Raw genomic sequence first — 13,707 nt, forward strand, 5'->3', positions numbered from 1 at the left:
TGCTAGCGAGAATTTGCATTCTCTTTATTTCACTCACTCGTTGTTCAGTTTTCAAAGGGCAATCATTTAATTGTTGTCGCTTAAAGCTTTAGGCCCCAGTGGCGACTTGATTAATATATCACAGCCCGCTATAAGATTGCAAGTTTTTTTTCAAAGTTATTTTCAACCCTAAATGACCCAAAGCTTCAAAGCGGCAAGCATCACAAGTCCGGGAATCCCCAATATGCTGACGGTCCCTACCGTGGTCGCATTCAGCGGCACCTCCACATGGGTGTAAGGAACAAACAGGTTTAAAAGGTAGAGCAGGAAAGCAGCAAAGGCAACGTTCAAGCACCAATACCCCATCCACTGAAAAGCGAATCGATGCCGCAGCAGCGTAATAATAAGAAGTAACGTTGAGAAGCCCAGCACGCCCCATAAGATATACGACTTGAGCATTATCCTTCCAAGGCCCTCCTTTTTGAAATATCGACTGCCGAAAGCTCCATTTGCTTGGCTTGTTTGATTAGCATTTCAAAGCGCTTCTCCGCCGCCTCCATCGCATAGACCGCGTAGTCGATCTGCTCTTTCTCCAATACATAATCCAGTCGGTGCTGTGCCGTCACCCATTCGGAATGGGCTTTATCGATTTCTTGCAGCAGCTGCAATCGTTCATTCTTCATTTCCTGCTGCCGTTTTTTGGACGAACGTTTTAGTTTATGCCACAGCTTCATTGCATTCCCTCCCCGTTAGCCGTTCTATACAGAAGTTTGTCCTACAGTACATTCATATGGAGCAACTGTCCGTAATAGAACCAAACTACTAGAGAGGACAAAAAAAAGAAGCCGCACGGTTCACGTGAGGCCACTAAAAAAGTCATCGCTACGCGTACGGAACATTCTTCTGATCAACGCTTTCGCCTCTACAGAACGTTTTCGTACTCTTCGCAAGTTTTCCAGCGGCCTCCGGGTCGTGTCGGCTTCATCTTATTTTGCATTAAGTCTGCTTTTATAGCTCTCGGCGCCCTTCAAGCGCCTTGGTCAAGGTTACTTCATCCGCATACTCCAAGTCCCCGCCTACCGGGAGACCGTGAGCGATTCGGGTCACCTTCAAGCCGAAGGGGCGGACCAGTCTGGACAAATACATGGCTGTCGCTTCCCCCTCGATATTCGGGTTCGTCGCCAAAATCAGCTCCTGTACCTGTTCGTCACCGAGCCGCTTTAACAGATCCGCAATCCGGATTTCATCCGGTCCAATGCCCTCCATAGGCGAGATAGCCCCATGCAGCACATGATAATAACCGTTAAATTCCTTGGTCCGCTCCATAGCAACCAGATCCTTGGGCTCCTGGACAACACAGATCACCGAGCGGTCCCTGGTTTTATCCTGACAAATCCGGCACGGATCGGTATCGGTGATATTGCAGCAGACCGAACAGTAATGCAAATTACGCTTGACATTAACTAGCGCTTTGGCAAAATCAATGCAATCGTCTTCCTTCATTCGAAGGACATGAAAAGCGAGTCGTGCCGCCGTTTTCGGTCCAATACCGGGCAAACGAGAGAACGAATCGATCAGTTTAGCTAACGGTTCGGGATAAAACAAAAGGGCAGCTCCTCAATATTAAAAGTTAAAACAAGCCGGGAATGTTCATTCCGCCGGTCAAACGGGACATTTCTTTATTGGCAAGCTCTTCGGCTTTGGTCATGGCATCGTTGATAGCTGTCAGAATCAAGTCCTGCAGCATTTCTACATCTTCCGGATCAACCGCTTCAGGCTTGATCGTGATGGCCGTTACTTTCTTTTGTCCGTTCACGCTGACGGTAACAACGCCGCCGCCCGCGGAGCCTTCAACGGATTTCTGCGCAAGCTCCTCTTGCGTTTTGAGCATTTGCTCCTGCATCTTTTTCACTTGCTTCATCATTTGGTTCATGTTGTTCATTACGAATCCACTCCTTGTCGTCAATCTTCTTTTATTTTCACCAAGTCTTCTCCAAACATTTGGATCGCTTCATGAATCCATTCTTCCTTCGGCGCTCCCGGTTCATCCTCCGGAACCAGCTTGAGCTCTTCAGGTCTGGATTCGACAGACGGCTTAGCCTGATCCGCCGCCGCTTTCCAGTCGCGCAGCATCATCGTCACAAGCCGAAGCGGTTTGCCGATGACCTCGGACATCACCTGCTCAATGAGCTGCTTGTTGACCGGTTTTTCCGTCGTTTCCCGGTGCATGGAGCTTTTGAAGGCAACCAGCAGGGCGCCGTCATACAAGGATACCGGTTCTCCGTCCACCAGCCAGGCATGAATCGTGATCTTCTGCTCCTTGACTCTCCCAAGCACCTGACTCCAACGCTGCAGCGCAGCCTTGAAGTCCGCTTCTTCCCGTGCCTGAAGATAAGCTTCCAGCTTCTCAATCTTCTTGATAGGCACCGAGGCGGAAGAGCTGGGCCGCGTGCTGGAGGAAGCCCTGGCGGAGCCTCCTCCGCCGTTATCGCCCGCAGGCGCAACGCCGTTTTTCAACAGCTGGGCGAGCTGCTCTTCCAGACGCTGGATGCGCCCGTTCAATTGAGCGACCAGTCCGTCCGGCGCACGCTCTGCGCTGCGCACTGCCTCAGGGGCTGAAGAGCCCGCCGCGTCTCCTCCGGAGCACAGCTTCATCAGAGCCACTTCCAGTAACGTTTGCGGCTGCATCGAATACTTCATTTCGGTCTGATAGTAATTCAATGTATCCATCATTGAAATCAGCTCTTGCGTCGTGAATGCCTCGGCCACTTCGGCAAACGGCTTGATATCGATAATCCGTTCGGTAACGGCCAGCGAACCGGGAACCATTTTGACCATAAGCAGATCACGGAAATAATACATCAAGCTTTCCATGCATTTATCCGCGCTCTTGCCTTCCTGCATGAACGAGTCGATCAGCTGGAGAACGGCGCTGACATCACGATCCCTCACAGCCCGGACCAGCTTCTCAAACTGCTCCGACGCCATCCCGCCGGTGATCGACACGACATCCTCATAGGTGACATGCTTACCCGAGAAAGCCATGATCTGATCCAGCAGGCTCAAGGCGTCCCGCATCCCGCCGTCGGACAGCCGCGCAATGAAGCGAATAGCATCCTCGTCGGCCTCAATCTGTTCCTCACGGCATACTTCCCGCAGCCGCTCGACCTGTTCATCCAGCGACACTCTGCGGAAATCGAACCGTTGGCAGCGGGAAATAATCGTAGCCGGCAGCCGGTGCGGCTCCGTCGTCGCGAGAATGAACATCACATGCGCCGGAGGCTCCTCCAGCGTCTTCAGCAGCGCGTTGAAGGCTTCCGTTGTCAGCATATGAACTTCATCGATAATATAAACCTTATGCCGAACCTCCGTTGGAGCATATTTCACTTTATCGCGAATATCGCGGATTTCTTCCACTCCGCGGTTGGACGCAGCATCAATCTCCACGACATCCATGACCGCGCCCGCCGTGATCCGCCGGCAGTTGTCGCACTCGTTGCACGGCTCTTCCGCCGGGCCCTTCAGGCAGTTGACGGCCTTGGCCAAAATTTTGGCAGCGCTCGTTTTCCCGGTTCCCCGGGGACCGCTAAATAAATAAGCATGCGTAAAACGCCCTTCACGGAGCGAATTTTGCAAAGTTTGAACGATATGTTTCTGACCCACAATTTCTTGGAAGGCCTGCGGTCTCCACGTACGGTATAAGGCGATATGTGACAATGGCATCCTCTCCAACAATTGTTTATCCCGTCTATTATACTATACATTGAGGTCCGAATGAAGTGCTTACGGGAAAGGGATGCTGACGGTAAACGTCGTGCCGAAGCCTTTGGACGAGACGCGGATATGACCTCCGATATCATGGATAATTCGCTGGCATACCGAAAGCCCAAGACCGGTTCCTTCCTCCTTGGTCGTAAAAAACGGATCGAATATTTTATCTACTACAAAGGTGGGAATGCCCGGTCACCGTATCATGGATCTCGATATTCACCCTGCGTTCATCCATATCCATGCGTTCCACCAAAGTCAAATGGCCGCCGTCCCCCATCGCTTCAATCCCGTTCTTACAAATGTTCAAAAACACCTGCTTCAACAGCTCCCGATCCGCTATAACCCGCGGCAGCTCAAAGGCGGCCTCATATTGGACAATGACCCCGTGAAGGATGGCCTCGTTATTTATAATCGGCAAAATTTCGCGTACGACCTGCGTAATATCGACTGCGTCATAAGATACGTTCTTGGGCTTGCCCAGCAAAAGAAATTCATTAACCAGCTCGTTGATCCGATTCATCTCGGTCAGCATAACATCGGTATATCCGCACTCGCGTTCCATCCCTTGCTCCTGCAGCGTCTTACGGAGTACCTGGAGAAAGCCTTTGATCGAGGTTAGAGGATTGCGAATTTCATGAGCCGTACCGGCTGCGATCTGCCCGATCATGGCTAACCGGTCACTGCGCTGCACCTGTTCCTCCAATGAACGAAGATTCGTGACATCCTTGAAGATGATATACGCTCCGACAATCTGAAAGTCTTCGTCCCTAAGCACGTTCGTATCTACTAGAAGCTCATACCGTTCTTTGTTGTTGGTCCAAGAGAGTGCGTGATTACGAACGACCATTCCGTCCAAAATGTTGCGCTGCACCAGTTGATGTTGGGCCGGGAGCTTGGCAAAAATCTGCTCCATCGACTGATTCACCGCATCTTCCTTGACAAGTCCGAGCACCCGGCACGCCATGTCGCTAATATCCATTAGCTTGAACTCCGTGTCGATTAACAGTACACCCAAGTTCACATCTTTTAAAAATGTACCGGCGAATTGCTGCAGCAAATTGAGACCACGTTGCACCGCGCCACCTCCTTAACCTTGCATGACCTTTTCACCTCATTAACTTTAGTATACAATTCTCCTAAATTTTTCATTTTCCTTCTCTAATACGCAAAAAAACACCGTCAGCTCTGCACTTTAGGCAAAGAGAACGATGTTCACGTGTTCATTGTTGTCAAAAAAAATTGTACCGTGCGCCTACCTTGATATTACGATCCAAGCGGAATTTTTAGCCCCAACTCAAGTTAGGCAACCCTCCGGCACATGGAACATCCTGCTTACGGCTGCTTCCTTCCGGACCTGACCGGATTCACAGGCATCCATTGCGGAGGACCCGACTCTCAACATCGGGACTAAAACCCAGACCTTACATCGTAATACCGCGAATAGGTGTTCAACCCCGCTACAGCGGATTGCGGGTTACAGGGCACCGCTACCTCCCCGTCTAGCACGGTAAGCATAAGTATAGACGATTCATAGCAAAATAGCAACCCGCGGAATTATTTGCGTTTAACGGCAACTTTCACCTTGTAACGCGGGACGGCTTTGGATATTTTGTCATAAGCATCCTGCCTTACCGCTTCGGCCTGCTGGTCCGTCAGTGCCGCCGGAACGGTAATGGTGACCGAGGCAACGGGACCATTCGTCGTAATCGTAGAGGACGTAACTTGCGGGACTTGCTTGATCGCTTCCTTCATCACATTGGTATCATCGCTGTAATGATGATAAGTGGGACTTAGCGGCATATTAGGGTTCACATCGGAAACCCCGAGCATGCCATCTTTGGAATAAGACTTGACTTGGTTCTGCTGTTTTTGACACGCGGAAGTGAATCCAACGGCTAAAGAACAGGCGATCAGAACCGAAACCCATTTGCGTTTAACTGTAAGGCTCATAACAAAAACACCTCCTGCAGCTAGACTAAGAAGCCGATTGCTGATTGAACCGATGACCCAAGGGATCAGCAGAGCAATTGCAAGTTGTTCTTAGGATAGCCACAGGAGGCTGCATTATGCGATAAGACGATTGGAAATCGACAAATTAGATGCCGTATTTCTTTTTAAACTTATCAACACGACCGCCAGCATCGATAAACTTCTGTTTACCAGTGAAGAACGGGTGGCATGCGGAGCAAATCTCAACGCGAAGATTTTGCTTCAGGGAACCTGTTTCAAAGGTATTACCGCAAGCGCATGTAACTGTTGTGTTGTGGTAAGTAGGATGAATTCCTTGTTTCATTACTTTCACCTCTTTTGCCCTGAAACACCATGTGAATCAGAGTTATCAATTCAAACACATAGCGAGATTATATCATGTTGTCCGCTGCAGTTGCAAGTCCTTTTCTCTTCTGCGCAGCAGCGAGTCCGGGGTATGAGTGTAGGAACCCAGCACCACGCCTGGGAGCTCTTGCCGGAAGATTTCCAGCATTTGCTTCATGCCGAGCAGCTCGCCCTGCGGCTTCGGAATCAGCTGCAGATAGCTTTCCGGATCGATATTCAAATTGCGCAGCTGAATCAGCTTCAAGTCGGTGCGGCGCACAAATTCGATCATGGCTTCGATTTCCTCCTCACGGTCGGTAACACCCGGGAAAATCAAATAGTTGATCGAAGTGACAACACCTTTATCCGCCGCATAGCGCAGCGATTTCTCGACATTCTTCAGCGTGTACCCGCGGGGCTTATAGTATGCATTGTAATGATCGTCCAGCGCACTGATGGTGCTTACCCGCATCAAATTCAACCCGGCATCCACGATCCCGCGGATGTGGTCGGTCAAGCCGGCATTGGTATTGATATTGATATAGCCGACATCCGTCTGCTCGCGTACCCGCCGAATCGCTTGAATGATGGTCGTAGCCTGCGTGGACGGCTCGCCTTCACAACCCTGGCCGAAGCTGATAATGCTGTCCGGCGTCTTCAGATGCTCCAGCATAACCTGCACAACTTCATCCACCGTCGGCTTGAAATTCATCCGCGTCTGCGGCGCAGGAAAGCCGCTGTCATCCGGCTGCTCGGAAATACAGCCGAAGCAGCCTGCATTACAGGAGAAAGAAACCGGAACCGCACCTTCCCACCGGTTCAAAAAGGTATTCGATGCCGTCAGGCATTCATATTCCAGCGCACAGTTGGACAGATGCTGATACAAGCGGTTATCGCTGTATTCGTTCAGCAAATGTTTAACCTGAAGCTCCAGCTCGTCGGGATTGCAGTTGCGCGGATTCCACAGTTCCGGATCGTCGCACTGCTCCGCGGCCACATAAAATGCGTCGTCCTTCCAGACGACCGCCGTGTAACCGAACAACGGCAGAAGCTTCGTTTTGTCCGCTTTGGCATAGCTCGGAATCAGCAGACGCGTAAAGCCTTGCGGCAGAAGCGCTCCGACCGCGCTGACTTCGCCGGGCACTACGCGCATTTCTCCCGTCTTGGCATGAATCCCGATCGGACGGGTGTCCGGCAGACTTACCAGAGTCGCGCCTTCCGGAAGCGGAATAAGCTCCTCTTCCATAATTTCCATCACCATATCGCCATTGCGACCGAGAGCCATATAATCCGGATGATCAAACAAATTACCGTCGCGGTCTGCATATACCAGATTCATTATATTCAAAGCTCCTAACTTGTTCGTTCTCTATTAAGATGCGGAATTCTTTACCCGCTTCGAAGTTGTCGGCGAAGAAGACGAGGCGGTGGAAGCAGACGAGCCATTGCCTCCGTTATTGCTGCCTTTGGCCACCCCGGTTTTCTCCAAAATGTCCAAAAACTCCTGGTTCGTCTTGGAATCCGCCAGCTTTTTAAGGAACGCCTCCACATACTCATGGGAATCGTTCATACTCTTGCGGATCGCCCACACTTTATCCAGCTCTTCCTTGGTCAGCAGCATTTCCTCGCGGCGCGTTCCGGACCGGCGAATATCGATAGCGGGGAAAATACGGCGCTCCGCCAATTTGCGGTCCAGATGCAGCTCCAGGTTCCCCGTTCCTTTAAATTCCTCATAAATGACATCATCCATCCGAGACCCCGTCTCGATCAGCGCCGTAGCAAGAATGGTCAGGCTTCCGCCTTCTTCAATATTGCGCGCCGCGCCAAAAAACCGCTTCGGCCGGTGAAACGCCCCAGGGTCGATACCGCCGGACAAGGTGCGTCCGGACGGCGGCACCACCAGGTTGTATGCACGTGCCAGCCGTGTAATGCTGTCCAGCAAAATAACGACATCCTTCTTATGCTCAACCAGACGCTGCGCCCTTTCCAAAACAAGCTCAGCTACCTTGATATGATTCTCCGGCAGCTCGTCGAAGGTGGAAGCCACCACTTCTCCTTTGACGGAACGCTGCATGTCGGTTACTTCTTCAGGACGCTCGTCGATCAGCAGAACAAACAATTCGATCTCGGGATAATTGGTAGAGATACTGTTAGCGATTTCCTTGAGCAGCAGCGTTTTACCCGCTTTCGGAGGTGCCACGATCAAACCGCGCTGGCCTAAGCCTACAGGAGCCAATAAATCCATGAGCCGGGTGGAATAGTGCTTTGGGGATGTTTCCAGAACGAGTTTCTTTTGCGGATAAAGAGGAGTCAGGGCCGGAAAATGAAGTCTTTCTGCAGCCGTTACAGGATCCAATCCATTGACGGCTTCCACATGAAGCAGTCCGAAGTACCTTTCGTTCTCTTTCGGAGGCCGGCACTTACCTGAAACCAAATCCCCGGAACGCAAGTCGAACTTGCGAATTTGCGAAGCGGAAATGTAAATATCCTCGGAGCTTGGCAGGTAATTAATCGGCCGAAGGAAGCCGAAGCCGTCCTGGAGAATTTCCAGAACGCCTTCCATAAACATCAGTCCGCTTTTTTCAGCCTGGGCCCGTAAAATGGCAAAAATAAGTTCTTTCTTTTTAAGCTGGCCGTAATAAGGAATTTGATGCTTCTTGGCCATCTGGTACAGCTCGGTTAATTTTAGCGCCTCTAGCTGAGCTAGTTGCATATCCATAATTTCGACCACCAAACTATTAAATTTTCAAGTCTGTGAAATATACTCTAGCATTACCCAATTCTGGCGCATCTATACCAGCGTTCAGTTACGTATCCTCACGCCACACTTCGGCTCCGAGATTTGATAGATTCATGACCAAATGATCATAGCCGCGGTCGATATATTCGACACCGGTAATTTCGGTTACGCCCTCAAGAACGGTAAGCCCCGCAATAACGAGCGCCGCTCCGGCACGCAGGTCGGTAGCCTTCACCTTAGCCGCACTCAGCGTGCTTCCCTCGATAATAGCGGAACGGCCTTCCACCTTGATTTTGGCGCCCATGCGCACAAGCTCCGGTATATGCTTGAAACGGTTGCTGTATACGTAATCGGTCAGAATGCTGACTCCCTTGCTCTGCGTCAGCAGGCTCGACATCGGCGACTGCAAGTCGGTTGCGAAGCCCGGATACACGAGCGCTTTCACATCGACGCTTTCGTAAAAAGGCTGTCCGACTACGCGGATCGATTCGTCCATCTCATAGATGTGGACACCCATCTCCTGCAGCTTGGCGGTAAGCGCCTCTAAATGCTTCGGAATGACATTATCCACTACAACGTCGCCGCGCGTTGCCGCTGCCGCGATCATGTAGGTCCCAGCCTGAATCCGGTCGGGAATAATCGAATGCCGGCAGCCGTGCATGGAATCGACACCTTCGATCCGAATCGTTTCCGTGCCTGCCCCTTTAATTTTGGCTCCCATGGAGTTCAATAATGTTGCTACATCTATGATTTCAGGCTCTTTGGCCGCATTTTCAATCAAAGTGACACCTTTGGCGCGAGAGGCTGCCAACATAATATTGATCGTTGCCCCTACACTAACGACATCCAAATAAATTTTGGCTCCGCGCAGCTCCTTGGCTTGGATGTGCAGCGAGCCGTTCTCCGTGCTTACACGGGCCCCCAGGGCTTCAAAGCCTTTAATATGCTGGTCGATCGGTCTCGGCTCAAAGTTACAGCCGCCCGGCAGCCCTATAACGGCTTCCCCGAAACGTCCCAGCAGCGCTCCCATCAGGTAATAGGAAGCTCTTAATTTTTTTACGTTGCCATTCGGCATCGGCTTGGAGCGAAGCTGACTCGGATCGATGATCATCTGGTCTTCTTTCCACTCGACGACAGCCCCTAATTCCTCTAACAACTCGGTATAAATAGCAACATCGCTCAAAATCGGCAAGTTATCCAGCGTTACCGTCGTTTCCGACAAAATGGCCGCTGGAATCAAAGCAATCGCACTATTCTTGGCACCGCTAATCTGAACTGTCCCCCGAAGCGGACGACCGCCGGCGACCATCAATTTCTCCATTCGTCACTCTTCCTCCCACATCACCACTTTAAAGCAATAAACAATTTATTGCAGAGCAAACTAACGTTACCCTTCCAGGCACTAAACGGAAATAAAAAGAATAGAAGGGAAATACATCTTATCGATGCATTTCCCATAAACCAATTAAGCTTGGTTGGCACTTCCGAACAATTGAATTTTGGATTTAACTACTTCAACCATGGCTTTGCGGGCAGGAGTGAGGTATTTACGGGGATCATACACTTTAGCATCTTTGTTCAATACTTCGCGAATCGCTTCCGTACACGCCACTTGGTTCTCCGTGTTCACGTTGATTTTGCCAACGCCTGCAGCGATCGACAGCTTGATCATTTCATCAGGTACGCCGGATCCGCCGTGAAGCACGACAGGCACTGGAATCGCCTTGGATACTTCTTCGATGATTTCATAACGAATGTTAGGCTCGCCTGCGTACATGCCGTGAGCTGTACCTACAGCGATCGCCAAGCAGTCTACGCCGGTTTCTTCGTAGAAGCGGATGGCTTCTTCCGGTTTCGCCAAGCTTGCGTTAGCTTCGTCTACGCTGATATCGTCTTCCACGCCGCCGATAGTTCCAAGCTCGCCTTCAACGGAAACGCCCATAGCATGAGCCGCTTTAACCACTTCTTTCGTCAAACGGATGTTTTCCTCGAAAGAATAGTGGGAGCCGTCGAACATTACGGAGCTGAAGCCCGCGCGGATACATTTCATAGCTACTTCGAAGCTGCTTCCGTGGTCAAGGTGCAACGCGATTGGCAAGCCGGATTTCTTAGCAGCCGCTTCAGCAATGGCTACCGTGAACTCGATGCCCATATACTTTAATGCCCCTTCACTCACACCGTAAATGAATGGGGACTTCAATTCTTCTGCTGCTTCCACAATAGCTTGGGCAAATTCAAGGTTGTTCATGTTGAACTGACCTACCGCAAACTTATTTGCTTTTGCCTTAGGCAAAAATTCATTCATCGAAACCAATGGCATGTGACTCTTCCTCCTAGTGTTTATTGACCATGTTCTGTGTAATGACCGCTCTTTTTGTCATACTGCGTTATTATATCATATAAAGAATGAAATGATAACCAAGCCCTCGCGTTTTTTCATGGCATTTTCATAATGCGCTGGAAAGTTTACGGCAAAAAAAAGAGACCCTAGAATCAGGATCCCACTGCATATGAATTGTTGTTCGGTGTACGCAGGTGACTGTTCACCGCATTGCGCAGCTCATCGATATCGAAGGGTTTGGTAAAGTGCATGATCGCGCCAAGGTCTGTCGCCTCTTTGATCATATCCAACTCGCCGTAAGCCGTCATCATGATTACCTTGATGGAGCTGTCGATGCTCTTGATATGCTTCAGAATGTCCAGCCCGTCCATGCCCGGAATCTTCATATCCAGGAGCACAAGATCAGGCGAAGCGTTCCTTACAATCTCCAGCGCCAGCTTCCCATTGGAAGCCTGATAGGTCTCATAGCCCTCGCTGCTGAATACTTCCATCAGCAAGATTCGAATACCGTTCTGATCATCCACAATGAGCAACTTTTTCTTCAAAATGGCAACCTCCTCGATCCCTTTTCTTCCTTGCAGGAATTTCCGAACTGTCCATCTCCCCGTCTTATCCAATTCGATGTCCATGCCGAGATTCCTTCTTGCACTTTACGAAAAAGTTGAAAAGTTTTACAAAAAAAGGAGTTTCTGAAGAATAGGGCTCGTATCGCGCTGTTATTGTAATATGCTGTCACAAGTCGAACTATGACTACTTGTTCAGCTGGAAAGCGGCTTGGACAAAATGCTTGAACAACGCTTGCGGACGGTTCGGACGCGACGTAAATTCCGGATGGAACTGAACCGCAAGGAACCACGGATGGTCAGGACACTCGATAATTTCGACCAGGCGCCCGTCCGGCGACGTACCCGTAATTTTCAAGCCGGCACGCTCGATCATTTCGCGGTATTCATTGTTGAACTCATACCGGTGGCGGTGTCTCTCATAAACCAGCTCGTCATTGTAGCAGCGGCTTGCCAAGGAGCCTTCCACCAGCTTGCACGGATACAATCCAAGACGCATCGTGCCGCCCAGATCCTCGATATCCTTCTGCTCAGGCAGCAGGTCGATCACCGGATACGGTGTCGTCGGGTTGATCTCGGAGCTGTTCGCGCCCTCAAGCTTCAGCACGGTACGCGCATACTCCACAACCGCAACCTGCATCCCCAGGCAAATGCCGAAGAACGGAATTTTGTTCTCGCGCGCATAACGGATGGCGGAAACCTTGCCCTCGATGCCGCGGTCTCCGAAGCCTCCTGGCACCAGCACGCCCTGCACGCCCGCCAGCAGCTCAGACACGTTATGGTCGTAGATCTCTTCGGCATTGACCCAACGGATTTTGATCTCCGTATTGCAGTCGATCCCTGCATGGCCCAATGCTTCGACAATGCTCAAATAAGCGTCATGCAAAGCAACATATTTTCCGACGATAGCAATCTCGGTAGTATGCTTTAACGATTTCACACGGTCTACCATGCTTTCCCACTCCGTCATGTCGGGAGCATTCGTAGCAGGCAGCTTCAAATGATTGACGACGATATCGTCAAGTCCCTGCTCGCGAAGCAGCATAGGCACTTCATACAGCGTATCGCAGTCCAGGTTCTCGATCACCGCATTCGCATCGATATCACAGAACAGCGCCAGCTTGCGCTTCATATCCTCGGTCAGAGGATGCTCGGAACGGCAGACCACGACATTCGGCTGAATGCCCAAGCCGCGAAGCTCTTTTACGCTGTGCTGGGTCGGTTTGGTCTTCACCTCGCCGGCCGCTTTCAGGTAAGGGATCAGCGTCACGTGAATGTACATCACATTGTCCCGGCCGATATCGCTCTTGATTTGACGGATCGCTTCGATGAAAGGCAAGCTCTCGATATCGCCGACCGTACCGCCGATTTCGGTAATGACCACATCGGATTGCGCTTCGCGTCCGGCGCGGAATACGCGGTCCTTGATTTCATTCGTAATATGCGGAATGACCTGAACGGTCCCGCCCAAATATTCGCCGCGGCGTTCTTTGGTAATGACGGACGAATAGATTTTCCCTGTCGTCACGTTGCTGTTTTTGGACAGGTTGATATCGATAAAACGCTCGTAATGCCCCAAATCCAAGTCGGTTTCCGCGCCGTCGTCGGTTACGAAAACTTCCCCGTGCTGGTATGGACTCATCGTTCCCGGGTCTACGTTAATATAAGGGTCAAACTTTTGAATCGTAACTTTCAGCCCCCGGTTCTTCAGCAGCCTTCCGAGTGATGCGGCCGTAATCCCCTTGCCCAATGAGGACACGACGCCCCCCGTGACAAAAATATACTTGGTCATGTATGTAACCCTCCAATATTTTAGTAGTATTGCGCGAAAATCGATTCCATAAACAAACGAAGGGGGAGCCGAAACTCTCACGTTTCCAGGCTCCCGCAGTTCCACCCCCGCATGAGGGTATGCACCGTCTTGTGAGGCGGCGTGTTTGTCCAGGCATTTTACCAAAACCGCTGCGGCTGCCATCCTAATGGCTTCCGCAAAGCTGCCA

13 protein-coding genes, 1 other RNA gene and 1 pseudogene are annotated in these 13,707 nt (G+C 50.8%); all 15 read right to left on the reverse strand.

The genetic code is table 11. The annotated features are described in order from the left end of the window. Positions 1-168 precede the first annotated feature (168 nt). Positions 169-438 (reverse strand): pro-sigmaK processing inhibitor BofA family protein, encoded by a 270-nt coding sequence (locus ACHHV8_RS31365; protein WP_395163122.1) that lies wholly within the window; start codon positions 436-438, stop codon positions 169-171. After that, positions 438-713, reverse strand: coding sequence for a DUF2508 family protein (locus ACHHV8_RS31370; RefSeq protein WP_395163123.1), 276 nt, complete (start codon positions 711-713; stop codon positions 438-440). Before ACHHV8_RS31370 ends, ACHHV8_RS31365 begins: the two co-directional genes overlap by 1 nt. Before the next feature lie 274 nt (positions 714-987). Next, positions 988-1,584 carry a recombination mediator RecR gene (gene recR, locus ACHHV8_RS31375; protein WP_395163124.1) on the reverse strand — a complete coding sequence of 199 codons (597 nt, stop codon included), beginning with the start codon at positions 1,582-1,584 and terminating at the stop codon, positions 988-990. A 25-nt stretch (positions 1,585-1,609) separates the two neighbouring features. After that, positions 1,610-1,921 carry a YbaB/EbfC family nucleoid-associated protein gene (locus tag ACHHV8_RS31380; protein ID WP_094017951.1) on the reverse strand — a complete coding sequence of 104 codons (312 nt, stop codon included), beginning with the start codon at positions 1,919-1,921 and terminating at the stop codon, positions 1,610-1,612. A 20-nt stretch (positions 1,922-1,941) separates the two neighbouring features. After that, positions 1,942-3,696, reverse strand: a complete 1,755-nt coding sequence (gene dnaX / locus ACHHV8_RS31385) for a DNA polymerase III subunit gamma/tau (RefSeq protein WP_395163125.1) — start codon at positions 3,694-3,696, stop codon at positions 1,942-1,944. 66 nt (positions 3,697-3,762) lie between these two features. After that, positions 3,763-4,825, reverse strand: a pseudogene (locus ACHHV8_RS31390) (ATP-binding protein). A 169-nt stretch (positions 4,826-4,994) separates the two neighbouring features. After that, positions 4,995-5,258: signal recognition particle sRNA large type (gene ffs, locus ACHHV8_RS31395), an RNA gene on the reverse strand. A 46-nt stretch (positions 5,259-5,304) separates the two neighbouring features. Then, positions 5,305-5,700, reverse strand: coding sequence for a hypothetical protein (locus ACHHV8_RS31400; protein WP_395163126.1), 396 nt, complete (start codon positions 5,698-5,700; stop codon positions 5,305-5,307). 145 nt (positions 5,701-5,845) lie between these two features. Continuing rightward, complete coding sequence (gene rpmE / locus ACHHV8_RS31405; protein WP_094017955.1) at positions 5,846-6,043, reverse strand: 50S ribosomal protein L31; 198 nt, start codon at positions 6,041-6,043, stop codon at positions 5,846-5,848. Positions 6,044-6,115: 72 nt separating this feature from the next. Further along, the gene (locus ACHHV8_RS31410; protein ID WP_395163127.1) at positions 6,116-7,402 is read right to left on the reverse strand and encodes a radical SAM family protein; all 1,287 of its coding nucleotides are present in this window, start codon (positions 7,400-7,402) and stop codon (positions 6,116-6,118) included. Positions 7,403-7,435: 33 nt separating this feature from the next. Next, positions 7,436-8,782 carry a transcription termination factor Rho gene (gene rho / locus ACHHV8_RS31415; RefSeq protein WP_395163128.1) on the reverse strand — a complete coding sequence of 449 codons (1,347 nt, stop codon included), beginning with the start codon at positions 8,780-8,782 and terminating at the stop codon, positions 7,436-7,438. 88 nt (positions 8,783-8,870) lie between these two features. After that, entirely contained in the window at positions 8,871-10,124 is a 1,254-nt protein-coding gene (locus ACHHV8_RS31420; protein ID WP_395163129.1) for a UDP-N-acetylglucosamine 1-carboxyvinyltransferase, read from the reverse strand. A gap of 144 nt (positions 10,125-10,268) precedes the next feature. Continuing rightward, positions 10,269-11,123 carry a class II fructose-1,6-bisphosphate aldolase gene (gene fba / locus ACHHV8_RS31425; RefSeq protein WP_395163130.1) on the reverse strand — a complete coding sequence of 285 codons (855 nt, stop codon included), beginning with the start codon at positions 11,121-11,123 and terminating at the stop codon, positions 10,269-10,271. A 173-nt stretch (positions 11,124-11,296) separates the two neighbouring features. Next, positions 11,297-11,689 (reverse strand): response regulator, encoded by a 393-nt coding sequence (locus ACHHV8_RS31430; protein ID WP_094018010.1) that lies wholly within the window; start codon positions 11,687-11,689, stop codon positions 11,297-11,299. Positions 11,690-11,894: 205 nt separating this feature from the next. Continuing rightward, complete coding sequence (locus ACHHV8_RS31435) at positions 11,895-13,499, reverse strand: CTP synthase (protein WP_395163131.1); 1,605 nt, start codon at positions 13,497-13,499, stop codon at positions 11,895-11,897. Positions 13,500-13,707: the final 208 nt, after the last annotated feature.

It is taken from the genome of Paenibacillus sp. TAB_01, assembly GCF_043945595.1.
Lineage (GTDB): Bacteria > Bacillota > Bacilli > Paenibacillales > NBRC-103111 > Paenibacillus_S.

Coding starts and splice junctions, on each gene's coding strand:
- ACHHV8_RS31365 (WP_395163122.1), bottom strand. CDS start 438: ATGCTCAAGTCGTATATCTTATGGGGCGTGCTGGGCTTCTCAACGTTA.
- ACHHV8_RS31370 (WP_395163123.1), bottom strand. CDS start 713: ATGAAGCTGTGGCATAAACTAAAACGTTCGTCCAAAAAACGGCAGCAG.
- ACHHV8_RS31380 (WP_094017951.1), bottom strand. CDS start 1,921: ATGAACAACATGAACCAAATGATGAAGCAAGTGAAAAAGATGCAGGAG.
- ACHHV8_RS31400 (WP_395163126.1), bottom strand. CDS start 5,700: ATGAGCCTTACAGTTAAACGCAAATGGGTTTCGGTTCTGATCGCCTGT.
- rpmE (WP_094017955.1), bottom strand. CDS start 6,043: ATGAAACAAGGAATTCATCCTACTTACCACAACACAACAGTTACATGC.
- ACHHV8_RS31410 (WP_395163127.1), bottom strand. CDS start 7,402: ATGAATCTGGTATATGCAGACCGCGACGGTAATTTGTTTGATCATCCG.
- rho (WP_395163128.1), bottom strand. CDS start 8,782: ATGGATATGCAACTAGCTCAGCTAGAGGCGCTAAAATTAACCGAGCTG.
- ACHHV8_RS31420 (WP_395163129.1), bottom strand. CDS start 10,124: ATGGAGAAATTGATGGTCGCCGGCGGTCGTCCGCTTCGGGGGACAGTT.
- fba (WP_395163130.1), bottom strand. CDS start 11,123: ATGCCATTGGTTTCGATGAATGAATTTTTGCCTAAGGCAAAAGCAAAT.
- ACHHV8_RS31435 (WP_395163131.1), bottom strand. CDS start 13,499: ATGACCAAGTATATTTTTGTCACGGGGGGCGTCGTGTCCTCATTGGGC.